The organism is Streptomyces sp. NPDC087787 (assembly GCF_044743035.1).
Taxonomy (GTDB): Bacteria; Actinomycetota; Actinomycetes; order Streptomycetales; family Streptomycetaceae; genus Streptomyces.
The window spans coordinates 333,809-359,684 of sequence record NZ_JBIUVQ010000004.1 but is presented as its reverse complement, the minus strand read 5'-3'; the positions used below and the strand labels follow the sequence as shown (position 1 = coordinate 359,684).

Annotated in this window: 20 protein-coding genes and 1 pseudogene; 12 read left to right on the top strand and 9 right to left on the bottom strand. The window is 73.1% G+C overall.

Features of this window, described 5'->3' with window-relative positions; translation table 11 throughout:
* Nucleotides 1-129: 129 nt before the first annotated feature.
* Both ACIOWN_RS09535 and ACIOWN_RS09530 read left to right on the top strand, forming a co-directional pair.
* On the top strand, nucleotides 130-1,731 hold the full coding sequence (locus ACIOWN_RS09535; RefSeq protein ID WP_362346747.1) for an MFS transporter: 1,602 nt from the start codon (nucleotides 130-132) through the stop codon (nucleotides 1,729-1,731).
* 138 nt (nucleotides 1,732-1,869) lie between these two features.
* On the top strand, nucleotides 1,870-3,069 hold the full coding sequence (locus tag ACIOWN_RS09530; RefSeq protein ID WP_401981348.1) for an acyl-CoA dehydrogenase family protein: 1,200 nt from the start codon (nucleotides 1,870-1,872) through the stop codon (nucleotides 3,067-3,069).
* A gap of 36 nt (nucleotides 3,070-3,105) precedes the next feature.
* On the opposite strand, the gene ACIOWN_RS09525 is transcribed toward ACIOWN_RS09530, so the two are convergent.
* A complete protein-coding gene (locus tag ACIOWN_RS09525) occupies nucleotides 3,106-3,543 on the bottom strand; it encodes a cell division protein SepF (protein WP_326801840.1) in 438 nt (145 codons plus the stop codon).
* Between the two features lie 290 nt (nucleotides 3,544-3,833).
* On the opposite strand from ACIOWN_RS09525, the gene ACIOWN_RS09520 reads away from it, so the two are divergent.
* The 7 genes and pseudogenes from ACIOWN_RS09520 (at nucleotide 3,834) to ACIOWN_RS09490 (ending at nucleotide 13,501) form a co-directional block, all read left to right on the top strand.
* The gene (locus tag ACIOWN_RS09520) at nucleotides 3,834-5,021 is read left to right on the top strand and encodes a DUF5685 family protein (RefSeq protein ID WP_362346751.1); all 1,188 of its coding nucleotides are present in this window, start codon (nucleotides 3,834-3,836) and stop codon (nucleotides 5,019-5,021) included.
* A 133-nt stretch (nucleotides 5,022-5,154) separates the two neighbouring features.
* Nucleotides 5,155-5,499 carry a hypothetical protein gene (locus ACIOWN_RS09515; protein ID WP_362346753.1) on the top strand — a complete coding sequence of 115 codons (345 nt, stop codon included), beginning with the start codon at nucleotides 5,155-5,157 and terminating at the stop codon, nucleotides 5,497-5,499.
* 270 nt (nucleotides 5,500-5,769) lie between these two features.
* Nucleotides 5,770-6,678: a S1 family peptidase gene (locus ACIOWN_RS09510; protein ID WP_362346754.1), complete on the top strand. Its 909-nt coding sequence runs from the start codon at nucleotides 5,770-5,772 to the stop codon at nucleotides 6,676-6,678.
* A gap of 184 nt (nucleotides 6,679-6,862) precedes the next feature.
* Nucleotides 6,863-7,780, top strand: a pseudogene (locus tag ACIOWN_RS09505) (S1 family peptidase); the annotation flags it as partial.
* A gap of 225 nt (nucleotides 7,781-8,005) precedes the next feature.
* On the top strand, nucleotides 8,006-11,473 hold the full coding sequence (locus tag ACIOWN_RS09500; RefSeq protein ID WP_362346756.1) for a DNA polymerase III subunit alpha: 3,468 nt from the start codon (nucleotides 8,006-8,008) through the stop codon (nucleotides 11,471-11,473).
* A complete protein-coding gene (locus ACIOWN_RS09495) occupies nucleotides 11,470-12,444 on the top strand; it encodes a DNA polymerase thumb domain-containing protein (protein ID WP_401981343.1) in 975 nt (324 codons plus the stop codon). The genes ACIOWN_RS09500 and ACIOWN_RS09495 overlap by 4 nt, the downstream gene beginning before the upstream one ends.
* 196 nt (nucleotides 12,445-12,640) lie before the next feature.
* Nucleotides 12,641-13,501: an alpha/beta fold hydrolase gene (locus ACIOWN_RS09490; protein WP_362346760.1), complete on the top strand. Its 861-nt coding sequence runs from the start codon at nucleotides 12,641-12,643 to the stop codon at nucleotides 13,499-13,501.
* A gap of 60 nt (nucleotides 13,502-13,561) precedes the next feature.
* Here ACIOWN_RS09490 and ACIOWN_RS09485 read toward each other — a convergent pair whose 3' ends face one another.
* Both ACIOWN_RS09485 and ACIOWN_RS09480 read right to left on the bottom strand, forming a co-directional pair.
* Nucleotides 13,562-14,644 carry a lytic polysaccharide monooxygenase gene (locus ACIOWN_RS09485; RefSeq protein WP_401981339.1) on the bottom strand — a complete coding sequence of 361 codons (1,083 nt, stop codon included), beginning with the start codon at nucleotides 14,642-14,644 and terminating at the stop codon, nucleotides 13,562-13,564.
* A 187-nt stretch (nucleotides 14,645-14,831) separates the two neighbouring features.
* Complete coding sequence (locus ACIOWN_RS09480) at nucleotides 14,832-14,966, bottom strand: hypothetical protein (RefSeq protein ID WP_362346764.1); 135 nt, start codon at nucleotides 14,964-14,966, stop codon at nucleotides 14,832-14,834.
* Between the two features lie 139 nt (nucleotides 14,967-15,105).
* Between ACIOWN_RS09480 and ACIOWN_RS09475 the strand changes: the two genes are divergently transcribed.
* Nucleotides 15,106-15,735, top strand: a complete 630-nt coding sequence (locus ACIOWN_RS09475; RefSeq protein ID WP_362346765.1) for a class I SAM-dependent methyltransferase — start codon at nucleotides 15,106-15,108, stop codon at nucleotides 15,733-15,735.
* 24 nt (nucleotides 15,736-15,759) lie between these two features.
* Here the strand turns inward: ACIOWN_RS09475 and ACIOWN_RS09470 are convergent, their stop codons facing one another.
* A complete protein-coding gene (locus tag ACIOWN_RS09470) occupies nucleotides 15,760-16,278 on the bottom strand; it encodes a DUF402 domain-containing protein (protein WP_362346767.1) in 519 nt (172 codons plus the stop codon).
* A complete protein-coding gene (locus tag ACIOWN_RS09465) occupies nucleotides 16,259-17,188 on the bottom strand; it encodes a GNAT family N-acetyltransferase (protein ID WP_362346769.1) in 930 nt (309 codons plus the stop codon). Before ACIOWN_RS09465 ends, ACIOWN_RS09470 begins: the two co-directional genes overlap by 20 nt.
* 85 nt (nucleotides 17,189-17,273) lie before the next feature.
* Here ACIOWN_RS09465 and ACIOWN_RS09460 point away from each other — a divergent pair, with 85 nt between their 5' ends.
* Nucleotides 17,274-17,645 carry a GntR family transcriptional regulator gene (locus tag ACIOWN_RS09460; protein WP_362346771.1) on the top strand — a complete coding sequence of 124 codons (372 nt, stop codon included), beginning with the start codon at nucleotides 17,274-17,276 and terminating at the stop codon, nucleotides 17,643-17,645.
* A gap of 37 nt (nucleotides 17,646-17,682) precedes the next feature.
* On the opposite strand, the gene ACIOWN_RS09455 is transcribed toward ACIOWN_RS09460, so the two are convergent.
* Nucleotides 17,683-18,474, bottom strand: coding sequence for a DUF72 domain-containing protein (locus ACIOWN_RS09455; protein ID WP_362346773.1), 792 nt, complete (start codon nucleotides 18,472-18,474; stop codon nucleotides 17,683-17,685).
* A 40-nt stretch (nucleotides 18,475-18,514) separates the two neighbouring features.
* Nucleotides 18,515-19,609, bottom strand: coding sequence for a DUF5925 domain-containing protein (locus ACIOWN_RS09450; RefSeq protein WP_398143610.1), 1,095 nt, complete (start codon nucleotides 19,607-19,609; stop codon nucleotides 18,515-18,517).
* Between the two features lie 143 nt (nucleotides 19,610-19,752).
* On the opposite strand from ACIOWN_RS09450, the gene ACIOWN_RS09445 reads away from it, so the two are divergent.
* The gene (locus ACIOWN_RS09445) at nucleotides 19,753-21,168 is read left to right on the top strand and encodes a xylan 1,4-beta-xylosidase (protein ID WP_401981332.1); all 1,416 of its coding nucleotides are present in this window, start codon (nucleotides 19,753-19,755) and stop codon (nucleotides 21,166-21,168) included.
* Between the two features lie 30 nt (nucleotides 21,169-21,198).
* Here ACIOWN_RS09445 and ACIOWN_RS09440 read toward each other — a convergent pair whose 3' ends face one another.
* A complete protein-coding gene (locus ACIOWN_RS09440) occupies nucleotides 21,199-25,068 on the bottom strand; it encodes a lipopolysaccharide biosynthesis protein (RefSeq protein ID WP_401981329.1) in 3,870 nt (1,289 codons plus the stop codon).
* Entirely contained in the window at nucleotides 25,061-25,876 is an 816-nt protein-coding gene (locus ACIOWN_RS09435; protein ID WP_401981326.1) for a polysaccharide deacetylase family protein, read from the bottom strand. The genes ACIOWN_RS09440 and ACIOWN_RS09435 overlap by 8 nt, the downstream gene beginning before the upstream one ends.

Genomic DNA, 25,876 nt, shown 5'->3' with positions numbered 1-25,876 from the left:
AGCGTACGCTGACGTGTCACTCGCACGTCGACGCGCAGGTCGGGGGCCACCGCTCCGCTCCGGCCGAGCCGCGGGAAGCCCCCGTCCCGCGGACCGCCGAACGCGAGGGTTCATCTGGGAGGTACGTACATGTCCGGGACGACCGCGGCCACCGAACGGCTCCGCCGCCGGGCGGCCGGGGCCGGTGCCAACCGCTGGGTCGTCCTGGTCGTCCTCTGCGTCAGCCTGCTGCTGGTGGCGGTGGACGCGACCGTGCTGCACGTGGCGGTGCCCGCGGTCACCGAGGACCTCAGGCCCGGTGCCATCCAACTGCTCTGGATCGTCGACACCTACCCCCTCGTCTGCGCCTCGCTGCTGATCCTGTTCGGCACCCTGGGCGACCGGGTGGGCCGCAGACGGATCCTGCTGCTGGGCTACGCCCTCTTCGGCATCGCCTCCGCCGTGGCGGCCTTCGCCCCCAACCCCCAGATGCTGATCTTCGCGCGGGCGCTGCTCGGCGTCGGCGGCGCCATGATCATGCCGGCCACGCTGTCGCTCCTGCGGCAGGTCTTCCCGGACCGGCGCGAGCGGGCGCTGGCGATCGGGATCTGGAGCGCGGTCGCCGCGGTGGGCGCGGCGGTCGGGCCGCTGCTCGGCGGCTTCCTGCTCGAACACTTCTGGTGGGGGTCGGTCTTCCTCGTCAACATCCCGCTGATGCTGGTCAGTCTGCCCGTGGGCCGGCTGCTGCTGCCGGAGTCGACCGGCGACCGTGACGGGCCCTGGGACGTCGTCGGCGCGTTGCTGGCGGCGGCCGGACTGTTCGGTGTGGTGCTGGGCGTGAAGCGGCTCGGCGGCGGTGAGACGGCGCTGAGCGTGCTCACCCTGGGGCCGCTGGTGGTCGGCGCGGCGCTGCTGGTGACGTTCGTACGACGGCAGCGGCGGCGGACCCATCCGCTGGTGGACCTCAGGATGTTCGCGCGCCCGGCGTTCAGCACGTCGGTGGGCTGCATCGTGCTGGCCATGCTGGCGCTGGTCGGGCTCGAACTGATCGCGGCGCAGTACCTGCAACTGGTCCTCGGCCTCTCGCCGCTCGCCACGGGGCTGCGGCTGCTGCCGCTGACGTTCGCCGCGATGGCGGCCGGACTGGCCGGGGCGCGGATGCTGCGGCGGTTCGGGCCGCGGCGGATGGTGTGCTTCGGGTTCTGCGTGACCGCCGCCGCGGTGGTGCTGCTCACGGCGATGGGCGGCCGGGACAACCCGGGGCTGCTCCTCGCCGGCTTCGCGCTGCTCGGCTTCGGCCTGGAGACGACGCTGTTCGGGGCGTACGAGTCGATGCTGAGCGAGTCGCCGGCCGCCCAGGCGGGCGGCGCGGCGGCGATCGGGGAGACGTCGTACCAGCTGGGCGCGGGGATGGGCATCGCCCTGCTGGGCACGGTGATGAACGCGGCCTACGCGCCCGGGCTCGCCGATGTGCCGGGGGTGCCCGCGAAGGCGTCCGGCGCGGCGGCGAACTCGCTGGGGGAGGCCTACGGGGTCGCCGACCAGCTCGGCGGGCCGGTCGGGGCCGCGCTGCGGCGGGCGGCCCGCGACGCCTTCGTGCACGGGCTGCATGTGACGCTGCTGGTGAGTGCGGGGCTGTTGCTGCTGGGTGCGGTGATGGCGCTGCGGCTGCCGCGGGTGATGCACTGCGAGGAGCCGCCGGTCGAACTGCCCGCGCAGCGGGAGGCCGAGCGGCCCCGCGTCTCGGCGTGAGCGCCGTTCCTCTCCCGCGGCGCTGCCGGGGCGGGCGGAGGAGCAGGCTGGACGTGGGCGGTCCCGCGTCGTAACGTCGGGCCGGAGTCGCACAACTAGCGCTGCTAGTTTCAGTTGCCGTCGCCGGAGGGTGTCCTCATGTCCTCGCAGTCCCCCTTGCCCTCGTTGCCCTCGTTCGATCCCGCCGACCCGCTCGGGCTCGACGACCTGCTGGAGCCGGAGGACCTCGCCGTCCGCGACACCATGCGGCAGTGGGCGGCCGACCGCGTTCTGCCGCATGTCGCCGAGTGGTACGAGAAGGGCGAGCTGCCCGTCATCCGGGAGCTGTCCCGTGAACTCGGGAGCATCGGCGCCCTCGGCATGTCCCTGACCGGGTACGGCTGCGCCGGTGCCACCGCCGTCCAGTACGGGCTCGCCTGCCTGGAGCTGGAGGCCGCCGACTCCGGCATCCGGTCCCTGGTCTCGGTGCAGGGCTCGCTCGCCATGTACGCCATCCACCGGTTCGGAAGCGAGGAGCAGAAGCAGCGGTGGCTGCCCTCCATGGCGGCCGGCGAGGTGATCGGCTGCTTCGGGCTCACCGAGCCCGACCACGGCTCCGACCCCGCCGCCATGCGCACCCACGCCAAGCGCGACGGCACCGACTGGGTCCTCAACGGCCGCAAGATGTGGATCACCAACGGCTCCGTGGCCGGCGTCGCCGTCGTCTGGGCGCGGACCGAGGACGGCATCCGCGGCTTCCTGGTGCCGGCCGGCACCCCCGGGTTCTCCGCCCCGGAGATCAAGCACAAGTGGTCGCTGCGGGCGAGTGTCACCAGCGAGCTGGTCCTGGACGACGTGAGGCTGCCCGCCGACGCCGTACTGCCGGAGGTCACCGGGCTGCGCGGACCGCTCGGCTGTCTGTCGCACGCCCGTTATGGCATCGTCTGGGGTGCCATGGGCGCGGCCCGCTCCAGCTTCGAGGCCGCCCTCGACTACGCGGTCTCGCGCGAGCAGTTCGGCAGGCCCATCGGCGGCTTCCAGCTCACCCAGGCCAAGCTCGCCGACATGGCGGTCGAACTGCACAAGGGGATTCTGCTCGCCCACCACCTGGGGCGGCGCATGGACGCCGGCCGCCTGCGTCCCGAGCAGGTCAGCTTCGGCAAGCTCAACAACGTGCGCGAGGCGATCGCGATCTGCCGTACGGCGCGGACGATTCTGGGCGCCAACGGGATCTCCCTGGAATATCCCGTGATGCGGCACGCGACCAACCTCGAGTCGGTGCTCACCTACGAGGGCACCGTCGAGATGCACCAGCTCGTGCTGGGCAAGGCGCTCACCGGGCTCGACGCCTTCCGGTGAGCCCCGGACGGGGCAGGGCCGGTGTACGGCCCTGCCTCAGCTCTGGTTGAAGAACCCGTCCGAACGGTGCACCGCCGGATCCCCGTTGACGATCTCGGTGTCGGCGGGGGACAGCAGGAACACCCGCGTGGACACGCGGTCGATGGAGCCGCGCAGACCGAAGACGAGCCCGGCCGCGAAGTCGACCACACGCTTGGCGTCGGAGGCCTCCATGGCCGTCAGGTTCATGATGACGGGCACGCCCTCCCGGAACAGCTCGCCGATGGCACGGGCGTCCCGGAAGCTGTCCGGGGTCACCGTGCCGATCCGGCGTCCCCTGTCCTCTGCCGTGTCCGTCGCCACCTTCACCCGGGGATCGGTGACCCAGGCGTCCCCGTCCTCGGTCCCCTCCGTGTAGTCGTCGTCGTAGTAGCGCTCGTCATCGTTGTCGTCGACGAGGCCGAGCCACGCACTCGCCTTGCGTACCGATCCCATGGACGCCTCCTCTCACAGCGGTCTTTCCTGCATTCCGCATCCCTATGGTCATCCATGATGCTGACAACGCGCCAAGTGAACGCACGCCGCACGGGGGGTTTGTGACGGTACTGGTGCACGGCTAATACGTCGAGAGCCCGTGTGCCCCAAGGGTTCCGACCTACACGACTGCTGACTGAGAGTGAAATATGATTGTTCTCCGCACATGGGTGACGGACGGGGCGTACGGGTGAACGAAGGGGTCGATACGATGCCGCGACTCAACGTGCTGCACACCAAGGGGGATGGTCGTGTTCGGAATCGTCAGGCCCTGCCGGCACCGGCTCGGGGAGAAGCTCGGCGCCGAGTGGACGGCCCACTTGTGCGGACTGTGTCTGGCCCTGCGCGGTGACCACGGGCAGCTCGCGAGGATCGTGACGAACTACGACGGGCTGCTGGTCTCGGTCCTGACGGAGGCTCAGGCGCCGCGGGGCAGCCGGGCCGGCGGTCTGCGGCGCACCGCCGGGCCCTGCCCGCTGCGCGGGATGCGCACCGCTTCCGTCGCCCTGGGCGAGGGGCCTCGACTCGCCGCGGCCGTCTCCCTGGTACTGGCCTCGGCCAAGGTGCGCGACCACGTCGCCGACGGTGACGGACTGCTGGCGCGCCGGCCGGTGGCACTCGCCGCGCGCCGGGTCGCCGACAACTGGAGCCGGGCGGGCGCCCGTACGGGAGCCGGCGTCGGATTCGACACCGCCGTCCTCCTGGACGCGGTGGACCGGCAGGCCGGGGTCGAGGCGCTCGCCGGCCGCGGCACGCCGATCCTCGCGGTCACCGAACCGACCGAGACCGCGACCGCCGCGGCCTTCGCGCACACCGCGGTCCTCGCCGGGCGGCCGGGCAACGCCGCTCCGCTCGCCGAGGCCGGGCGCCTGTTCGGGCGGCTCGCGCATCTGCTGGACGCCGTGGAGGACCGCGCGGCCGACGCCGCGACCGGCGCCTGGAACCCGCTCACCGCCACCGGAACCCCGCTCGTCGAGGCGCGCCGGCTCGCCGACGACGCGGTGCACGGCATCCGGCTCGCCCTGAGCGAGGTGGAGTTCGGTGACGGGCGGCTCGCCCACCGGCTGCTCGTGCACGAACTCCGGCGCTCGGTCGACCGCGCCTTCGGCACCGAGTCCTGCGGGCACGCGGCCGAGGGGGCCTTCGGCCCACCGCAGGGGCCGCACGCCCCGCAGGCTCCGTACGATTTGAACCGACCGAGCCACCCCTACGCCGGGGGCGGTGAGCCGCCGCGGCCCGGTGGGCGCGGGTTCTGGGCCGGGTGCGTGATGGCCGTCGGGCTGTGCTGCACCTGCAAGGTGTGCTGCGCCGACGAGTTCGAGGGTCCGTGGTCGGGCAAGAAGCGTTCGGGCTGGTGCAACTGCGACTCGTGCTGCGACGGGTGCGACTGCTGCTGTGACAGCTGCGATTGCTGTGACTGCTCGTGCTGCGACTGCTGATCGCGGTCGCGGCCGACCGAGCGCGGGCCTCGGGTCCGGGCTTCGGGTCCGGGCTTCGGGTCCGGGCTTCGGGTCCGTGCGGTGGGCGGCGGCGGGGTTTGGCCGCCGGGCCGCGCATGGAAGGGCTCATCTCATGATGGACCTGTCCGATCAGTGGAAGCAGGGGCGCCGGCACCGCATGGAGGCGGCGCCGGCGCTTCGTCACCCGCTCGCGCCGATCGGCGCGAGCGGGCTCGGGGGCCATCCGGAACGTCGAGTTCCGGACACCCCGCGAGCCTGGACGGCGAAGGACGCGACGGTCGCGGCCGCTGCTGCCGAGGCGGACGAACCGGCCCTCGGCGAGCGGCCCTTCGACGGCCGGGCGCGGCGCGCCGCCGGCGACGTCCGGCCGGTGCCGGCTGCTCGGGCTGACCTCGGCGAGTGCCGGTTCGGGCGGCACCGCGAGGCCATATGGGGCGCGGCGGCCACGACGTCGTGACCGTGGCCGGGAAACGCGGTCCGGCCCAAGGCCGTCCTCCCGTTGCCGACCACACGTCAATTGGCTCCGATCACTCCTGGTTCACTCGAATCGCGCATGGCCGCACGGCCGAAAGGCGCCCTTGCGCCGACCGGTCGTTCGGCCGAATACTCCCCCACAGCGCTTGTCAGGGGCACGGCATGTTCGGAATCCGGACAGCCGTCCGCTGACTGCGCCTCACGGGCCCCGACCCCACGCGGGCCCCCGACTTCCTTTGTGGAGGAACGACAAGTGAGGATCAAGCGCACCACTCCCCTCGGCGGAATGACGAGACGGACCCGGCTGATCGCCATCGCCTCCGGTTTCGTGGCCGCGGCCGCGTTCGCCGTCCCCAACGCGAGCGCGTCGGACACTCCCACCACCTTCAGCGCGGCGCAGCTCACCACCGCGAGCGACTCCGTGCTCAAGGCCGACATCCCGGGCACCGCCTGGGCCGTCGACAGCAAGACCAACCGGGTCGTCGTCACCGTCGACAGCACGGTCTCCCAGGCCGACATCGCCCGGATCCAGCGGCAGGCGGGGACCAACTCCGCTGCCCTGACCATCAAGCACACCTCCGGGAAGTTCAACAAGCTCATCTCCGGCGGCGACGCCATCTATGCGAGTAGCTGGCGCTGCTCGCTGGGCTTCAACGTCAAGGACAACAGCGGCAACTCCTACTTCCTGACCGCCGGTCACTGCACCAGCGGCGCGGGCACCTGGTGGTCGAACTCCGGTCACTCGACCACGCTCGGCACCACGACCGGCTCCTCCTTCCCCGGCCACGACTACGGCATCGTGCGCTACACCAACACCTCGGTGGCCCACCCGAGCGCCGTGGGCAGCGTGAACATCACCAGCGCGGCCACGCCGTCCGTGGGCACCACCGTCTACCGGCGCGGCTCGACGACCGGCATCCACAGCGGCAAGGTCACGGCGCTCAACGCGACGGTCAACTACGGCAACGGCGAGATCGTCAACGGCCTCATCCAGACCACGGTCTGCGCCGAGCCCGGTGACTCCGGCGGCTCGCTGTACTCCAACAGCGGCATCGCCTACGGTCTGACCTCCGGCGGCAGCGGCAACTGCACCTCCGGCGGCACGACCTTCTTCCAGCCGGTCACCGCCGCGCTGAGCGCGTACGGGGTCCACATCGGCTGACCTCCCCCTGTGCCGGGCCGTGATGTGAGCGGCCCGGCGCCCGACAGCGCAGAGCCCCCGTACGCAACCGGCGTGCGGGGGCTCGCCGTTGTGTGCGGCGCGGAACGCCGGGCGCGGGGCATCGACGCTCGGCGTCCGGCGTGAATCGCGCGCCCTGGGGCCGAATTCGGGCCAGGACCAGGCCCTCGCCGAACTGGCCGGCGCCCGCACCACGCTGGAGAAGGGCGCGGCCATCCCCGGCACCTCGTGGGCGACGGACCCCGTGACCAACAAGGTCGTCGTCACCGCCGGCAGCGCGGTCTCCGGGGCCGAGTGGGCCAGGCTGGGCAAGATCGTCGACGGGCTCGGCGCCGAGGCCGAACTCAGGTGCTCGAAGGGGGAGTTCAAGCCCTTCGTCGCGGGCGGCGACGCGATCACCGGCTCCGGCGGCCGCTGCTCGCTCGGCTTCAACGTGGTCAAGGCCCTGGAGTCCTGGCTCAGACACCAGCCGCAAACTGGCTGGATGATTACGCGCCCGCCGCTGTGGCAGCCTGTTCGTCGTGTTCTCGGAGCATCCGCATGACGGTGGCGGGCGAGGGGTGTTGTCCCTTCTTCGCGCCGGTGGTGATGACGAGGCGCTTGGCGATGTCGCGCAGACTCATCTCCTGGTCGCGTAGGTGGAGGGCCATGGACAACATGTCGTCGTCGGTGACCCCGGCGCCGCCGATGGTCCCCGGGCGACGACTTCGGTCTGGTCCGGTACACCGCGAGCGTCGACCACCCGAGCGCGGTGAACCTCTACAACGGCTCGACGCGGACGATCACCAGGGCGGGCGACGCGACCGTCGGCGGGAAGGTGACCCGCAGCGGTTCGACGAGCCAGGTGCACAGCGGCACGGTCACCGGTCTGAACGCCACCGTGAACTACGCCGAGGGCACGGTCGGCGGTCTGATCCAGACCGATGTGTGCGCCGAGCCCGGTGACAGCGGCGGCTCCCTGTTCGACGGCGACACCGCGATCGGTCTCACCTCCGGCGGCAGCGGCGACTGCGCCTCGGGCGGTGTGACCTTCTTCCAGCCGGTCACCGAGGCCCTCTCGGCGACCGGCGCCCGGATCGGCTGATTCCGGCCCCGTCCTCCCCGTGACCGGCGAGAGCCCCGCCCTCCCGAGGGCGGGGCTCCCGCGTGACCGCCGGGTCTCTCCCGCTCCGGACGCCGGGTGTTTGCGCAGGTGGGGGATGCTCGAACGGATGTCGCACACACGTTCGGAAATTGGTTTATGGTGGGGGTGAGAGAGATGGGAACGGATGTTCGAGAGCGGTGACGCTCACGAGTGCGGGAGGTGCGGATGCCGGACTTCACGCATCTGCACACCGCCTCCGGGTTCTCCCTGCGCTACGGCGCCTCGCACCCGGAGCGGCTGGCCGAGCGCGCCGCGGAACGGGGCATGGACGCGCTCGCGCTCACCGACCGCGACACCCTGGCCGGCTCGGTCCGCTTCGCCAAGGCCTGCGCGGCGGCGGGCATCCGCCCGCTGTTCGGCGTGGAGCTGGCAGTGGAGACCATGGACCCCGTACGCCGGGACCGGCGCCGTGCCCCCGTACGCGGAGGCGCCTTCGTCGACGAGTCGGCTCCCCGCGTCACCTTCCTCGCCCGCGCCGGCGCCCGCGGCTGGGCCGATCTGTGCCACCTGGTCACCGCCGCCCACGCCGGACCCACCGCTCCGCGCGCACAGGGGGCGTCCCCGTCTCCGGGCACCCCGCTGCTGCCCTGGCCCGGCGACCACGCCGACGGCCTGACCGTCCTGCTCGGCCCCGACTCCGACATCGGCCGCGCCCTCGCCGCCGGCCGCCCCGACCGGGCCGCGAAACTCCTCGTGCCCTGGCGTGAGACCTACGGCGACGCCCTGCGCCTGGAGGCCGTCTGGCACGGCCGTTCGGGCACCGGACCCGGCTCGCTGCGCCTGGCCGCCCGCACCGTCGGCTTCGCCGCCGAGCAGCGGATCCGGCCCGTGCTCAGCAACGCCGTCCGGTACGCCGACCCGGGGCAGGGCCCGGTCGCCGACGTGCTGGACGCCGCCCGTCGGCTCGTCCCCGTCGACCCGGCCAAGGAGCTGGACTCCGGCGAGGCCTGGCTGAAGGAACCGGACGCCATGCTGCGCGCGGCCGAGCGGATCGTGGAGGCCGCCGGATTCCGCCCCGGGGCCGCCCACCGCCTGCTGGAGCAGACCCGGACCACGGCCGCCGAGTGCCTGGTCGACCCCGAGGACGACCTCGGCCTGGGCACCGTCCGCTTCCCCGAGCCGCACCTCGTCGGCGCCGGCCGTCGCACCGCCCAGCGCGTGCTCGCCTCCCGGGCGGCGGCGGGCATGGTGCTGCACGGCTACGCGGGCCGCCGGGACTACTGGGAGCGGATGCACCGGGAGCTGGACATCATCGCCCACCACGGCTTCGCCACCTACTTCCTCACCGTCGCCCAAGTCGTCGACGACGTAAGGGAGATGGGCATCCGGGTCGCCGCCCGCGGCTCCGGCGCCGGCTCCCTCGTCAACCATCTCCTCGGCATCGCCCACGCCGACCCGGTCGAGCACGGGCTGCTGATGGAGCGCTTCCTGTCCAAGCGGCGCACGGCCCTGCCCGACATCGACATCGACGTGGAGTCCGCGCGCCGGCTGGAGGTCTACCGCCGGATCATCGGCCGGTTCGGCACCGAGCGGGTGGCGACCGTCGCCATGCCGGAGACGTACCGCGTTCGGCACGCCGTCCGCGATGTCGGGGCCGCCCTGTCCATGGACCCCGCCGACATCGACCGCATCGCCAAGTCCTTCCCGCACATCCGTGCCCGCGACGCCCGCGCGGCGCTCGACGAGCTGCCCGAACTCAGGGCGCTGGCGGGGGAGCGGGACCGGTACGGCAGGCTGTGGGAGCTGGTCGAGGCCCTGGACGCCCTGCCGCGCGGGGTCGCCATGCACCCCTGCGGGGTCCTGCTCTCCGACGCCTCCCTGCCGTCCCGTACACCGGTCGTGCCCACCAGCGGCGAGGGCTTCCCCATGTCCCAGTTCGACAAGGACGACGTGGAGGACCTCGGGCTGCTCAAGCTGGACGTGCTGGGCGTGCGGATGCAGTCGGCGATGGCGCACGCGGTCGCGGAGGTGGCGCGGACCACGGGGGAGCGGGTCGACCTGGACTCCCTGCCGGACGGCGACCCGGCGACGTACCGGCTCATCCGCTCCGCCGAGACCCTCGGCTGCTTCCAGATCGAGTCCCCGGGCCAGCGCGACCTGGTCGGCCGGCTCCAGCCGGCCACGTTCCACGACCTGGTCGTCGACATCTCCCTGTTCCGGCCCGGTCCGGTCGCCGCCGACATGGTGCGGCCGTTCATCGAGGCCCGGCACGGGCGGGCGCCGGTGCGCTATCCGCATCCCGACCTCGAGGAACCGCTGGAGGAGACGTACGGGGTCGTCGTCTTCCACGAGCAGATCATCCACATCCTGCACCTCATGACCGGCTGCGGACGCGACGAGGCGGACCGGGTGCGGCGCGGGCTGTCCGACCCGGAGTCGCAGGGGCGGATCAAGGTGTGGTTCGCGCAGCACGCGGCGGCCGGGGGGTACGACGCGGAAACGATTCACCGCACCTGGGAGGTGATCGAGGCGTTCGGCTCCTACGGCTTCTGCAAGGCGCACGCGGTCGCCTTCGCCGTGCCGACGTACCAGTCGGCGTGGCTGAAGGCCCATCACCCGGCCGCCTTCTACGCCGGGCTGCTCACGCACGACCCCGGGATGTACCCGAAGCGGCTGCTGCTGGCGGACGCGCGGCGGCGCGGGGTGCCGATCCTGCCGTTGGACGTGAACCGGTCGGGCGCCGCCCACCGTATCGAACTGGTGTCTGAGTCGGGGCCTGATTCCTCCGGTATGTGGGGACTCCGGCTCGCCCTCTCCGACGTGCACGGCATCAGCGAGGCCGAGGCGGCGCGCATCGCGGACGGACAGCCCTACGCCTCGCTGCTCGACTTCTGGGAGCGGGCCCGGCCCAGCCGCCCGATCGCCGCCCGGCTCGCCCAGGTGGGCGCGCTGGACGCGTTCGGCGCCAACCGCCGCGACCTGCAACTGCACCTGACCGAGCTGCACCGCGGCGCCCGCGGCGCGGGCGGCGGCCAACTGCCCCTGGCAGGAGGGAGGAAGACGGCCGCGGCCGGCCTCCCCGACCTGTCGGAGGCCGAACGGCTCAGCGCCGAGCTGGGCGTGCTGTCCATGGACGTCTCGCGGAACCTGATGGACGACCACCGGACGTTCCTCGACGAGCTGGGCGTGATCCCGGCACGCCGGCTGCGCGAGGCCCGGCACGGTGAGACGGTACTGGTCGCGGGCGCCAAGGCGGCCACCCAGACCCCGCCGATCCGGTCCGGTAAACGGGTCGTCTTCACCACGCTGGACGACGGCACCGGACTGGTCGACCTCGCCTTCTTCGACGACTCCCACGACGCCTGCGCGCACACCGTCTTCCACTCCTGGCTGCTGCTGGTGCGCGGCGTGGTGCAGCGGCGCGGCCCGCGCAGCGTCAGCGTGGTGGGCGCCGCCGCCTGGAACCTGGCCGAACTCGCCGAACTGCGCGCCGAGGGCGGACTCGACGAAGTGGCGGCGCGCCTGGCCGAACCGGCACCAAAGAGGCCCGGCGACGGCGCCCCCGCGCGCGGCCGGACGATCCGCATGCCCACGGGGTACGAGATGCACCCCTGGGCCGATCTGCGTCCCGCGGGCGAAGGACCGCCGGGTGGAAGGAAGTTGTGGCACCAGAGTCCAGGGAGTGCGGGATGACGGTTCTCTGCGTACGTTTCCAGCTGCCGCCGATGTACGAGGCCGCCCTGCCGGGGCTGCTCGGGCTCCTCGAGGAGTTCACCCCGGTCGTCGAGGCGCTGCCCCCGGACGGGGCGCTGGCCGATCTGCGGGGTGCCGAACGGTACTTCGGGCGCGACGCGGTCGAACTGGCGTCGATGATCCGGGTCCGCGCCCTCGCGCTGCACGGTGTGGACTGCGTGATCGGCGCCGGACCGGGCCCGATGCTGGCCCGCATGGCACTGCAGGGCGCCCGGCCCGGACTCACGCACTCGGTGCCCGGCGAACCGGACGCCGTGGCGGGGTTCCTGGCCGGGCGGCCCGTCACCGCGCTGCCCGGAGTCGGCGCGGCGACGGCCCGCACCCTGGACGAGTACGGCCTCGACACCCTCGGCCGGGTCGCCGCCGCGCCCCTGTCGACCCTCCAGCGCCTGGTCGGCGCGAAGGCCGGCCGTGAGCTGCACGAGAAGGCGAACGGCGTCGACCGCGGCCGGGTGGTACCGAACGCCGTCTCTCAGTCACTCGCGGAGGAACGCCCCTTCGACCGGGACGAACTGGACCCCGACCGGCACCGCAGGGCGCTGCTGTCGGCCGCGGGGGGACTGGGCTCCCGGCTGCGCTCCCTGGGCAAGGTCTGCCGCACCTTGACGCTGACCGTGCGCTACGCCGAAAGCTCCAGCACCACCCGCAGCCGCACGCTGGCCGAACCGACCGCGCACTCGGCCGCGTTGACCGGCGCCGCGTACGCCCTGTACGAGGCGCTGGGGCTCCAGCGCGCCCGGGTCCGTGCGCTCGCCCTGCGCGCCGAGGGCCTCGGATCCGCCGAACAGGCCTCCCACCAGCTCACCTTCGACCCCGTCGACGAGAAGGTCCGCCGCATCGAGGAGGTCGCGGACCGCGCGCGAGCCCGGTTCGGACCGCGGGCGGTGATGCCGGGCACGCTGGCCGCGTGACTCCCGGTCCTCGGCCGTGATGACGATTCGTCAGGATCGTTGTCACGGCTTCTGGTTACCGGTTGAAGTTTTTACTGGCGCGTAACTTCACACGTGGGCTACTCGTCCGTAACTTGACGAGTGAACAGCATCCCGTGATCCGGATCACAGGGCGTAGTGCCGTCGTACCTCCCTTGAGCCGCAAGGAGATCACTCGATGCTGCCCTTCAAGCGCGCCCTCAGACCACTCGCAGCCCTGCTGCTGGCCGCAGCCCTCGCCACCGCCCCCACCGCCACCGCGCACGCGGCCAGTGCTCCGAGCAGCGGCTGGAACAACTACGGCTGCAAGCCCTCCGCCGCCCACCCCCGCCCCGTCGTCCTCGTCCACGGCACCTTCGCCAACTCCGTCGACAACTGGCTGTCCCTCGCGCCGTACCTGAAGGACCGCGGGTACTGCGTCTTCTCCCTCGACTACGGCCAGTTGCCGGGCGTCCCGCTCTTCCACGGCCTCGGCCCCATCGACAAGTCGGCCGAGCAGCTGTCCGCCTTCGTCGACAAGGTGCTCGCCGCGACCGGCGCCGCCAAGGCAGACCTCGTCGGCCACTCGCAGGGCGGGATGATGCCCCGCTACTACCTGAAGTTCCTCGGCGGGGCCGCCAAGGTGAACGCCCTCGTCGGCATCGCACCCGACAACCACGGCACCACCCTCAGCGGTCTCACCAACCTCCTGCCCTACTTCCCGGGCGCGAGCGACCTGCTCAAGGCCGCCACCCCCGGTCTCGCCGACCAGATCGCCGGGTCCGCCCTCCTCACCAAGCTCAACGAGGGCGGCGACACCGTGCCCGGCGTGCACTACACGGTCATCGCCACCAAGTACGACGAGGTGGTCACGCCGTGGCGGACCCAGTACCTGACCGGCTCCGACGTGCGCAACGTCCTGTTGCAGGACCTGTGCGCGGTCGACCTGTCCGAGCACGTGGCGATCGGCACGATCGACCGCATCGCCTTCCACGAGGTGGCCAACGCGCTCGACCCGGCGCACGCCACCGCCACCACCTGCGCGTCGGTCTTCAGCTGACGTGCCTCGGGGCCTGCCCGGCCTGAGCCGCCGGACAGGCCCCGCGTTCGACGGGCCGCGTCAGCGGCCCCGCCCGCCGCCGGCCGCGGCGCGCCGGCGGACCGAGGCGAACAGGGCCGCCGAGCCGAGCGTCAGGGCGGCCGCGCCGGCGACCGCGAGATACGGGGTGCGGTCGTCGCCACCGGTCTCGGCGAGGTTCACCGGGCTGCCGGCGGCCCGCGGCCGGTTCGGCTCGTCGGCGGCGGCCTGCGCGGCACGGTCCGCCGTCGCGTCCTCGTCCGTGTCACCGGCCGGCCGCACGGCCGGGTCCGTCGACGTGTCCGACGCCGGGCTCGCGGCCGGGTCCGCCGACGCGGGGGCCACCGGGTCCGTCGTGGTCCGGGGGTCGTCGTCCCCGTGGCCGTGGTGCCCGACCGACGACCTGACGGCACCGTCCTCGATCTGCCGCTCGGTCGGCGCGGAGGCGGCCGGTGCCGGGGCGGAGCCGCCGGACGCGCCGCCGCTCCCGCCGCCGAAGGTGACGTCCGAGCAGGAGTAGAACGCCTCCGGGCTGTCCGAGCGCTGCCACACCGCGTACAGCAGGTGCCTGCCCGAACGCTCGGGCAGCGTGCCGGAGAAGGTGTAGAAGCCGTCCGCGGCGGCCGGGTCGGTGGCCGTCGCGACGGGATGCGACAGGTCGAGGTCGTCCCAGGCCAGGGGCTTGGCCGGGTCGTAGCCGGGCCTGGTGAGGTAGACCGTGAAGGTGCCCTTGTGCGGGGCGGTCACGCGGTACTTGAAGGTGTACGCGCCGCCGCGCACGTCCGTCGCGGGCCAGTCCGCGCGGGGCAGGTCCAGGCCCTTGAACTCGTCGTCGCCGGCGCTGCACAGCCTGCCGTCCGGGATCAGCTCCCGGTGCCGGCCGCCCGCGTCGCCGATCCGGATGCCGTTCCAGTCGTACAGCGCCTGGGTGCCGCCGGCCGCGACGGCCGCCTTGCAAGCGGCCGACTTCGGGTTCTCCGGACCCTCCGCGTAGCACTGGGCCACCCGGCTGACCGGGTCCCCCATGGAGCCGTGCGCGGACGCGGGCGCCGCGGCGAGCGCGGTCAGGGCCAGTGGGGCCAGTCCGAGAACGGCGGAGGCGGCGGCCGTGCGGCGTGCGGGCATCAGGAAACTCCTCGGGGGCGACAGTTCTGACACACGGTTGGGACGAATCCCGTGGGGGTGATCAGAAGCTAGCCGCAACACACCGCGAAAACGCCGGTCGGAGGCGGTGCGGGGAGATCCTTATGCTCGCGTTAAGGAAGCGCTGAGACTGCGCTCAGGTCGGCGCGTCTCAGGGCCCGGCCGCCGGTCATGACTCCGGCCACCAGGTGCGCGCGATGTCCTTGCGGACCTCGGGCCGCCCGGCGGGACGCTCGTCGGCCTCCTCACGGACGCGGCGGGTCTCCGTCTTCCTCAGGGGCTTGTGCACTGTCACTCGGCGCATGGCTGCCTCCTTCGAGGCCTACCGCATCCGTCTTCGTACGGAGGCAGGACCTTTCGGGCGAGAGTTGCTCATCGGTGTGGTTCTGTCTGTGGCGGCTGTCACGATTCCGGTGTCAGTGGCCTGTGTCACTCTGGGGCGCATGAGTGCGCATACGACAACCGACGGCGGCGACGGCGCGGCCCGGGCCGGGGTGGACTGGGACGCCCGCGCCGCCGTCTTCGACGAGGAGCCGGATCACGGGCTGCGCGACCCGGGGGTGCGTGCCGCCTGGGCCGAACGGCTGCGCGGCTGGCTGCCCGGGCGCCCCGCCGAGATCCTCGACCTCGGCTGCGGCACCGGCAGCCTGTCGCTCCTCGCGGCCGAGCAGGGCCACCGGGTGACGGGCGTGGACCTGTCCCCGGCGATGGTGGAGCGGGCCCGCGCGAAGCTCGCCGGCCGCGACGCGGTGTTCCTGGTCGGTGACGCCGCGGACCCGCCGGTGGACGGGCAGCGCTTCGACGCCGTCCTGGTCCGGCACGTCCTGTGGACGCTGCCCGACCCCGCCCGCGCGCTGCGGCACTGGCAGGGGCTGCTGCGGCCGGACGGCCGACTCGTCCTGATCGAGGGTGTCTGGGGCACGCTCACCCCCGTCGGCATACCCCCGGACCGGCTGACCATGCTTCTTCGGCCACTCGCCTCCCACATCCACCTCGAGGCACTGTCGGCCGACGCGCGGCTGTGGGGCGGGGAGGTGGACGACGAGCGGTACGCGGTGGTGGCCTCGGGCTGAGCGGGCGCCGCCCCGGTGCGGGAGTCAGGCCAGCAGCGACTCGAAGCCGCCCTCGCGGGCCAGACCCTCCAGTTCGTCGAGTGCGGCCAGGGCGGCGGCCGCGGCCCCGGGGTCGGTGCGCGCCAGACCGCTCGCCTCGAACTCGTCCTCGTCCAGTCGCCGTACGTCCGTGCCGTCGGCGGAGCGCCACAGGTCCAGGTCGAGGTCCTCGACGACGAGGTCCGTGCCGGAGCGGGTGGCGGGGCGGGTGACGTCGCAGTACCAGCCCTTCAGCGCGCCCCCGGCGGCACGGACCTCCTTCACGGAGTACCAGCGGTCGCGCCAGTAGTGCTCGGTGAAGACGTCGCCCGGCTCGAAGCGCACGAAGCCGAAGTCGCGGACGCCCTCGCCCGCCCACCCGGCCCGGACGGTGACACGCGTGCCGTCGTCGGACATGAGCACACCCCGGTAGCGGATCTTGACGCGGCCGCCCTTGACGAGGACGACGTCCACCTCCGCCGGTGCCTGCGGGCGGCCGCCGGTCTCAGCCGAGCTCGCGGACATGGCGCACCTCCGTCGCGCAGACCTCGTACCCGAACCACTCGTTGACCGCGATCATCGGCGCGTTGCCGGTGTCGTTGCCCGTGAAGGCCTCCGTGTACCCGGAGGCGCGGGCGCGGTGCAGTGAGTCGTTCTTGACGAGCTTGGCCAGGCCCCGGCCGCGGAAGGCGCGGGCGGTGCCCGTCATGCCGGTGCTGTAGCGGGTGCCGCCGTCGGTACGGGCCGCGGTGAAGGCCGCGGGCCGGCCGTCGACCACCGCCACCGAGGTCAGCTCCGGATCGAGCAGCGGGTGCCGCCAGGTCTCCTCCAGCCAGGCCTCGTAGTCGGTGAACTCGAAATCCACGTCGCCCGGCTCGTCCGCGGTCGTCTCCGCGTCCAGCTCGAACAGGGGACGCGGGTCGTCGGCGTAGTCCGAGGCCCGGCGCAGTTCCACACCCGGGGGCGGGTCCTGGAGCGGGGGGAGCGGACCGTTCGCCAGGTCCAGGCGCAGGAAGTAGGCGGAGCGGCTGGGGCGGTAGCCGTGCGACCGGGCGAAGGCGCGGTTGCCCGGCTCGTCCAGGACCCAGGAGTGCAGCCGGGCCGCCCCGTGCTTCGCCAGGTGATCCTCGGCGGCCCGCACCAGCAGTGTGCCGACACCGCGGCGGGTGTGCCCGGGATGCACGTACACGTTGATGTTGCCCTGGCCGGGCTCGGTGCTCTCGTGGGACAGGTGCACCTGCGCGGTGCCGATCACCTCGCCGTCCGCCACGGCCACCAGGGGCCGGTAGTGGGCGTCGGGATGCAGGTGGGTGAGGTCGTGGACGAGCGAGTCGGGGCTGACGAGTATGTACGGCATCGCGAGGTGCCTTACGCGGGCGAAGCCCTCGAGGTCGGCCGGCGCGTCGGGGCGCAGCTCCCGGATCATCACGGTCATGGTGGGGCACGCTACGGCGGGGAACGCCGGGGCGCCTCCCATTTTCCGCTGGGTCCCACGCGTACGCGTGCGGGACAATCACCACGTGACCTTGAAGATCCACATCGAGGACGGGGCGCCTCCCTACGAGCAGGTGCGGGCGCAGATCTCCGAGCAGGCGCGATCGGGGGTGCTGCCGGTGGGGTACCGGCTGCCCACGGTGCGCGGGCTGGCCGAGTCGCTCGGGCTCGCGGCGAACACGGTCGCCAAGGCCTACCGGGCACTGGAGGCGGACGGCGTGATCGAGACGCGGGGGCGCAACGGCACGTTCGTCGCCGCCGCGGACTCGGCGGCGGCGCGGGAGGCCGCGGCCGCCGCCCAGGCGTACGCCGAGCGGGTGCGGCGGCTCGGGCTCACCGAGGACGACGCGCTCGCCGCCGTGCGGGACGCCCTGCGGTCGGCCTACGGGGAGCGGTAGGGCCGGCAGGGCTTCCCGGAGCGGCGGCCGTGCGGCGTCACCGGCCCGGCGGGACCTTCTGCCGGTCACCGGTGAGCGCCGGGGTGCGGGTCACCGCCAGCCCCGCGCTCCTGGCCGCCCGCGCGAACACCACCGCGTCCTGGACCGCCGCCCCCGTCGGGTCGTTGTTGAAGTAGGCGTACACGTCCCGCTCGCCCGGCCAGGTGGTGGCGATCCGGTCGACCCATGTCTCCAGCGACCGCCGGCCGTAGTGCGGCCAGGCCCGGGCGCGGCCCACGTGGAAGCGGACGTACCCCCAGCCGGCCGTCCGCCACAGCGGCGTGACCGGGCGGGCGTGGGCGTCGGCCCAGCACAGGGCGGCGCCCCGGTCCCGCAGGACCTCGCGCACCCGCGGTGTCCACCACGAATCGTGGCGCGGCTCGACCGCGACCCGGGTGCCGGACGGGAAGCACGCCAGGCAGGCGTCGAGCAGCCCCGGATCCGCGCGCAGGGTCGGCGGGAGCTGGAGCAGCACCGGGCCCAGCCGGTCGCCGAGGCCCGCCGCGTGCGTCATCAGGCGGTGCACCGGCTCCTCGGGGTCCTTCAGCCGCTTGATGTGGGTGAGGAACCGGCTCGCCTTCACCGCGACGAGGAAGTCCGCCGGGACCCGCTCCCGCCAGTTCTCGAAGGTCTCCCGCGCGGGCAGCCGGTAGAAGGCGTTGTTGACCTCCAGGGTGGCGAAGGCGGCGGCGTACTCCTCCAGCCACAGCCGTGCGGGGCACCCCGGTGGGTACAGCACGCCCCGCCAGTCCTTGTACTGCCAGCCCGACGTCCCGACGAACAGGGTCATAGGCCCATCAAAGCACCGGCGCCGGTCCCCAGGGACCCCGTCACAGGTACAGACCGGCGTCGGCCCCCTCGCGCGGCTCCGGCAGTGCCGTCGGCGACGTGCCCCGCCGCAGCGCGTACAGCTCCGCGAGGGTCGCTCCGTCGCGGCCCACCCCTTCCTCGGTGCCCAGCCAGTTCACCGCCTCCCGGCGGGTCAGCCGGCCCACCTCGATGCGGGCCAGGCACCGGCCCGGACGGACCACGGCCGGGTGCAGGCGCTCCAGGTCCTCGTTGGTCGTCACCCCCACCAGCACGTTGCGCCCCTGGCCGAGCAGGCCGTCGGTGAGGTTCAGCAGCCGGGACAGCGCCTGGCCCGCGGTGTGCTTGGCCTCGCCGCGGATCAGCTCGTCGCAGTCCTCCAGCAGGAGCAGCCGCCAGCGTCCCTTGCCCGCCGTGTCCTCCTCGCCGATGGCGATGTCCATGAGGTAGCCGACGTCGCTGAACAGCCGCTCCGGGTCCAGGACGCAGTCCACCTGGCACCAGTCGCGCCAGGACCGGGCCAGGGTACGCAGCGCCGACGTCTTGCCCGTGCCGGGCGGGCCGTGCAGCAGGAGGAGCCGGCCCGCGATGTCCTCGGGGGTCGTCTTCATCAGCCGGTCCATGGCGTCCGCGACCGGGGCGGTGTAGTTCGCCCGGACGTCGTCCCAGGTGCCCGCCGAGATCTGCCGGGTGGTGCGGTGCGGGCCGCGCCGGGGCGAGACGTACCAGAAGCCCATCGTCACGTTCTCCGGCTGCGGCTCCGGCTCGTCCGCGGCGCCGTCCGTCGCCTCCTCCAGCACCTTCGCGGCCAGCTCGGCGCTGGTCGCGGTGACCGTGACGTCGGCGCCCCGGTTCCACCGGGAGATCAGCAGCGTCCAGCCCTCGCCCTCGGCGAGGGTCGCGCTGCGGTCGTCGTCGCGGGCCGCGCGCAGCACCCGGGCGTCCTCGGGCAGCAGGGTGGCGCCGGTACGCACGCGGTCGATGTTCACCGCGTGCGAGTACGGCTGCTCGCCCGTCGCGAAGCGGCCGAGGAACAGCGCGTCGACGACGTCGGACGGCGAGTCGGAGTCGTCGACGGTGAGCCGGACCGGCAGAGCGTCGTGTGGGTTCGCGGACATGCCGCCATGATCTGTCACGCGGGCGCCGTGCGCACCCGGTTTCCCCCGCGCGTCCTGTGCCGGCGCCCGGACGGAGCCCGTCGTGGGCCGAGCCTGCCGCAACCCTGTCCCGCGGATGATTTCCGCCCGTACTGTGGTCCTTGATGACACGTCATGGGGGGAATATGGGGGCGGGTCGGTGGCGGCTCACCGCGCTGCTCGGCGTGGGAGCGACGGCGGTGGCCCTGCTCGTGGCCCTGATCAGCACGCTGCCCGGCGGCGCGAGCACCGAGGGCACCACACGCGACGGCGACAGGGTGCACGGCACACCGGCCACCCCGCGGGGCGCGGACGTGCCGGACGTCGGCTGGGGCTTCACCCACACCCAGTTCAGCGCCGACGAGGGCGGCGCGGCCGCGACCGGCCGGGTCGAGGCGCTGCTGTCGAAGGACGGCGGCCTGCCGCAGAACCAGGCGATCATGGGCTGGGGCGCCGACAACCCCGAGCCGGTCAAGGGGCGTTACGACTTCGAGGCGCTGGACCGGCGGATCGACTTCGTCCGCGCCTCGGGCGGCACCCCGGTGATCACGCTGTGCTGCGCGCCCGACTGGATGAAGGGCGGCCGGGCCGGCGCGGACAACACCGACTGGAGCCAGAAGGCCCTGGAGACCGCCCCGGCCCGCGACCACTACAAGGACTACGCGGCCCTCGCCGCGACCGTCGCCAGGCGCTACCCGGACGTACGCCACTTCATCGTCTGGAACGAGTTCAAGGGTTTCTGGAACAACGCCGAGAGCCGCTGGGACTATGAGGGCTACACCGACCTCTACAACCTCGTCCACAAGGCGCTCAAGCAGGTCGACCCCAAGATCATGGTGGGCGGACCGTACCTGGTCATGGACAGCGTCGACCCACGGCACCAGGACGCCTCCACCGTCCTGCGCGGCCCCTGGGGAGCCATGGACCAGCGGGTCCTGGACGCCTTCGCCTACTGGAACCGGCACAAGGCGGGCGCCGACTTCGTCGTCGTGGACGGCTCCAGCTACACCAACGACGACGACCTGCTGCCCGACGAGTTCCGCGCCACCGACAAGCTCACGGACGTCGGCCGCTGGGTGCGGCGGCAGACGGGCGGACTGCCGTTGTGGTGGGCCGAGTACTACGTCGAGCCCGCCGACCGCAACGACGACCGCAAGGAGTGGTCCGAGCCGCACCGCGTCGCCGTCCAGGCCGCCGGCCTGATCGCCATGGCCAAGGGCGGTGCCTCCACCGGCTTCTACTGGAACCCGGAGAACCGCACGGGCGACTGCCCCGGCTGCCTGTGGACTCCGACCGGCTCCTCCGGCGGCGGCCGGGCGCTGCCCATGCACGACCTGGTCTCCCGCTTCGGCCGGGCGTTCCCGCCGGGCACCGGGTACAGGACGGTGTCCGTCGCCCCGGACGACGTGCCCAACGTGCGCGTCCTGGCCGACGACCGGACGGTCCTGGTGGTCAACACCCTGAACCGCACGATCAGCGCGCGGGTCGACGGCAGGCGCTTCGACCTGAAGGCGTACGAGGTGAAGTGGCTGCGGCGGTAGACCGCCGCAGCCGCTTCACCCGACGCGTGCTCAGCCGCCTCCCAGCGTCAGGAACCGCTGCACCAGCGAGGCGAACAGCACCGCAAGCAGCGGCAGCGAGAACCAGAAGCTGATCCTGAGCCACCGCAGCCGGCGCACACTGGGCCGCATCGCGACCCGGACGACCTCCCGGGCCGTCAGCATCACCGTCAGCGCCAGCGCCGCGAGTCCGCCGGCCACCGACCACGGCGTCCACGTCACCTTCGGCCCGATCGGACCCGGATGCGGCCCGGGCACAGGACCGCCGGGCCGCTCGCGCAGCTCGTACAGGGTCACGTCGTCGTTGGCGAGGACCTTCCTCAGCTCCCGCCGGTCGTCGAGGTTGCGCACGAGCCGCGACTCCCAGGCGGCCGAGTAGCCCACGTCCATCCGCAGATACGTCACCTGACTGCGGTTGACCATCAGGTACGCGTTGGGCCCCGCGTCCTTCAGCGACTCGACCAGCCCGGAGACCAGCACCGGGTCGGCCGGCGCCAGGGTGGGCACGTAGTCGACGCGCTCCATGTCCCGCGCGCCCCACGGCATGGCCGGAGTGACGTTGGTGGCCGGGTCGTTGCTCAGCCACAGCAGCCGCACCGTCGGCCGGTCGTGGGCGTACACGTAGTCCATCGCCGCGACCTCGCCGGGCCGGATCCGCTCGAAGGTCTCGTTGCCCCACCGGGCGACCAGGAAGCCGCCCATCAGCAGCAGGCCCGCCATCAGCGCGGCCAGCGGCGCGAGGCTCACCCAGTCCTTGTCCCGCTCCTCCGCGGTGGCCCCGGTGCGCGGGAAGAGCGCGAGCGCGGCGAGCAGCGCGGCCCCGGGCAGGGCGAACATGAAGACCCGCAGCGCCATCTCGCCGCCGTAGGACTGCATGCCGAAGCCGAGGAACGGCACGAAGGCGAGCACCAGCAGCGACCGCTCCCGGTACTTGTGCTCGCGCCGCCGCCACCAGCCCCAGCAGGCGGACGCCATCACGGAACCGGCCAGCAGCACGCGTGCGTACAGCACCAGTTGATGGGTCGAGTCGCCGCCCTGGATGCGGCCCGAGACGGACGTCGAGACATTGCTGCCGACCCCGCCGACCCCGCCGAACAGCTCGTCGAAGTGCCCCGACCAGTACGGCTCGGCCATGAAACCCAGCCAGAAGGCCGCCATCACGGCGAACAGCACGGGCAGGCCGCGCAGTTCGGACCTGCGGACCAGGACCAGCACGGCCAGCACACCCAGCATCACGAACGGGGTGAGCTGGTGCGCGGGGACACTCGCGGCGAACAGGCCGATCACCACCAGGAGCAGCACCGCCCGCTGCCGCCGGTCGGCCGGTTCCACCTCCGCCTCGCCCGGCCGCGCCGTGGTCCACAGCATCCGCGGCGCCCGGAACCAGACGAGGAGGATCGCCACGAACGCCAGGTACAGCAGATAGGTGAAGCCCTGCGGGGAGAAGTAGTCCTGGCCCACCCAGCCGCTGAGCACGAAGATCCACACACCGGTCCATCTGGCCCGCCAGCTCGCCCGCAGCGAACGGGTGAGCAGGAACATGGGGGGCAGGTAGAGCAGTTGGACGGTCAGCGGCCACCAGCGGATGACCTCGGTGAAGTCGCTCAGACCGCAGGCGCGGGCGACGAAGGCGGCCACCGCGAAGAACCCGGGCCAGCTCCACCGCGCGTCCAGGTCCGGTACGGCCGAACCGGTGCGGTCGATGAAGTCGATGAAACCGAGGTGCTGCCAGGCGGTGGCGAAGCGCGGCGCGCTCTCGATCACCGCGGGCAGGGCGTGCAGGGAGACGACGGTGGCGACCAGGGTGACCAGCAGCAGCGTCCGGTGCTCGCGGCGCAGCCACAGCAGCGCGGCGAACACCCCGGTCAGCAGCGCCGCGCCGGCCAGGGTCGGCAGCGGCAGCACCGAGATCAGGCCCAGGCCGCCCATCCGGTCCAGGTCGGAGTCGTCCAGGCGCAGCGCGGGCACCCAGTACAGCAGCAGCGCGGTGATCAGCAGGCAGCCGAGCAGGACACCGGCCCGGGTGGGGACGAGCCGCTCCCGCCAGGAGGGGGCGGGGCCGCCGCCCCGGGCGGGACCGGTCTCCTCCGCCGAGGCGTCTTCCGCCGGGGCCGCCGCCTCTACGCCGGGCCGGTCCACGGCCGCGGAGGCCGCCTCCGGTACGCCGGCCGACCCGCCGGTGGTGTGCGTCCCGTCCGGTACGACGGCACGCTCCTTCGTCCCGAACGGGGCGTCCACCTCCGGTCCGCCGGCCGGACCCAGCTCCTGGACGGGCAGCCCCAGGGCCTGCGGCCCGTGCGGTCCGGCCGGTGGCCGGCCGGGGTCCTTGGCGGTGGTGCCGGCGGGCGGGGCGCCCGGTCCGGGCCGCACGTCCGGGCGGCGCTCCACGTGGTCGAAGTCGGCGTGGATGCCCAGGGCGAGGGTGCCGGACTCCAGCGCCCAGGCGGGCGTCCGGTGCGGCGCGGTCCGGGCGGGGGCCTCGCGCGCCCCCAGATCGGCGAGGTCCCCGTCGGGTGCCGCGTCGTCGGGGACGCCAGCGGCGGCCCCGGGCCTGACGGTCCGGTACAGCTTCGGCGCGGCGATCGCGACGATCACGGCGAGGCTGGAGATCTCCGCGACTCCGGCGCCGGTCAGCCCCATCCGGGGGAGCAGCAGCAGCGTCAGACCCAGCACCAGCGCGCACAACAGGCCCTGTAGCCAGGCCAGTCCGGCGGTACGGCTCTGGGCGCGCAGCACCGCGAAGTACGTCTCCATCACGACCCGCAGCAGCGCGCCGACGGCGAACCAGCGCAGCAGAGGGGTGGCGGCGTTGGCGTAGCCCTCGCCGAAGACGTGCAGGATGTACGGGGCCAGCAGGAACAGCAGCCCGCAGATGGGCAGCATGATGCGGACCATCCGCTTCAGCGCGGCACGGGTGTTGGCGGCCAGCCGGGCCGGGTCGTGCGACCCCTCGACGGTCAGCGAGGCGCCCATGTTGATGGCGAGCAGGTTGACCGTGCCGCCGATCGTGGTGGTGATGTAAAAGTACGCGTTGTCGGCGGAGCTGACCTGCGCGGCGATGATCACCGGCACCAGGTAGACGACCGCGAGGGAGAACAGGGAGCCGGTGTAGTCGCCCGCCAGGAACCGCCCGAGCTCCTTCGCCGTCGGCGGCCGGGCATGGTCCTCGGTGGCCCGTACGTGCCGGGGCACCAGGCGCCGGAACACCAGCCAGCCCAGCGGCACGATGGAGAAGGCGATCGCCGCGACCCAGGAGACGAAGACGCCGGTGGTCGGGATCGCGGCGGCCAGTCCCACCAGCAGGGCCAGTTTCACCGCCGAGAACACGGTGTTGCCCACCGGGACCCAGGGCGCGCTGCGCAGTCCGGTCAGCACCCCGTCCTGGAGGGTGAGCAGGTTCCAGGCCATGACGGCGACGACGAAACCGAGACCGTGGGCGAGTCCGTGCAGGAAGCGGTACGACGGTCCCCACACGTCGAGGGTGAGCAGGAACACCCCGGCCGCGCACGCCACGATCACCGAACTGCCCATGTACGTCCGGGCGATGAGATGCCGGGTGGCGCGGCCGGAGACCGGGATGAAGCGGGCCAGGGCGCCGGTGAGGGTGACCGCGGTCAGCCCGGCGAGGAGCTTCATGGCGGCGATGGCGGCCGAGCCCTGGCCGACGGCGTCGTCGGAGTAGTAGCGGGCGGCGACCAGCCAGTAGCCGAGGCCCAGCACCGCGGAGATACCGGTGTTGAGCATCAGCGCGTAGGCGTTGCGGAACAGCGGGTTGCCGCCGGGGGACCGGCCCCGTCCGGGCAGTCGCAGCCGGCGCCCCGGCTGCTCGGGCGCCTCGGGCCCGGTGGCCGATGCCTCGGTGGTGGTGGTCGTGTCAGACACGGGTACGGATGGCCTTCCGGCGGACCTGTCGGGCTCTGCGGACCATGGCGTAGCCCTTGGTGAGGGCGCGGTCCCGGGCGAAGTCGCGGGTGATCGCGCGGCCCTGGACGATCCGCTCGAACTCCTCGGTGGTCGTACTGCGGCGCACGGTGAGCCGCCGCAGGGCGTACGGGCCCTGACGCCGGCGGGCGAGGTCGTTGCCGACGGCGAGGGCCTGGGTGAAGCCGGCGCCCCGCACCAGGGTCCGCACCCGGTGGCTGGAGTAGCCGTAGGGGTAGGCGAACGAGGCCGGCACGGAGCCGAGTTCGGCGGTGACGATCTCCTTGCAGCGGATCAGCTCCGACCACAGGGTGTCGTCGTCGAGCTGGTCGAGCTGCGGATGGGTGTGGCTGTGCCCGCCGATCTCGACCCCGCCGGCGGAGAGTTCGCGCACCTGGTCCCAGTCGAGCATGGTGTCCAGGCCGCCTCCGGTGTCGTGGGCGCCGCGGATCCAGCCGGTGGAGACGAACAGCGTGGCGGGGAAGCCGTAGTGGTCCAGCGTCGGCAGGGCGTGGCGGTGCACGCCCTCGTAGCCGTCGTCGAAGGTGATCAGGACGGGGTTCGCGGGCAGCGGGGGCAGGCCGGTGCCACGCCAGTGCTCGGCCAGCCGGGCCGTGGTGACCGGCTGGAAGCCGCGGTCCTTGAGCACGGCCATCTGCTCCCCGAACGCCTCCGGTGTCACGGACAGATCCCGGGTCGCCTCGTTGGGCTCCGCCGAGACCGCGTGGTACATGAGCACGGGCACGGGCAAGCCGGCACGGCCGTTCAT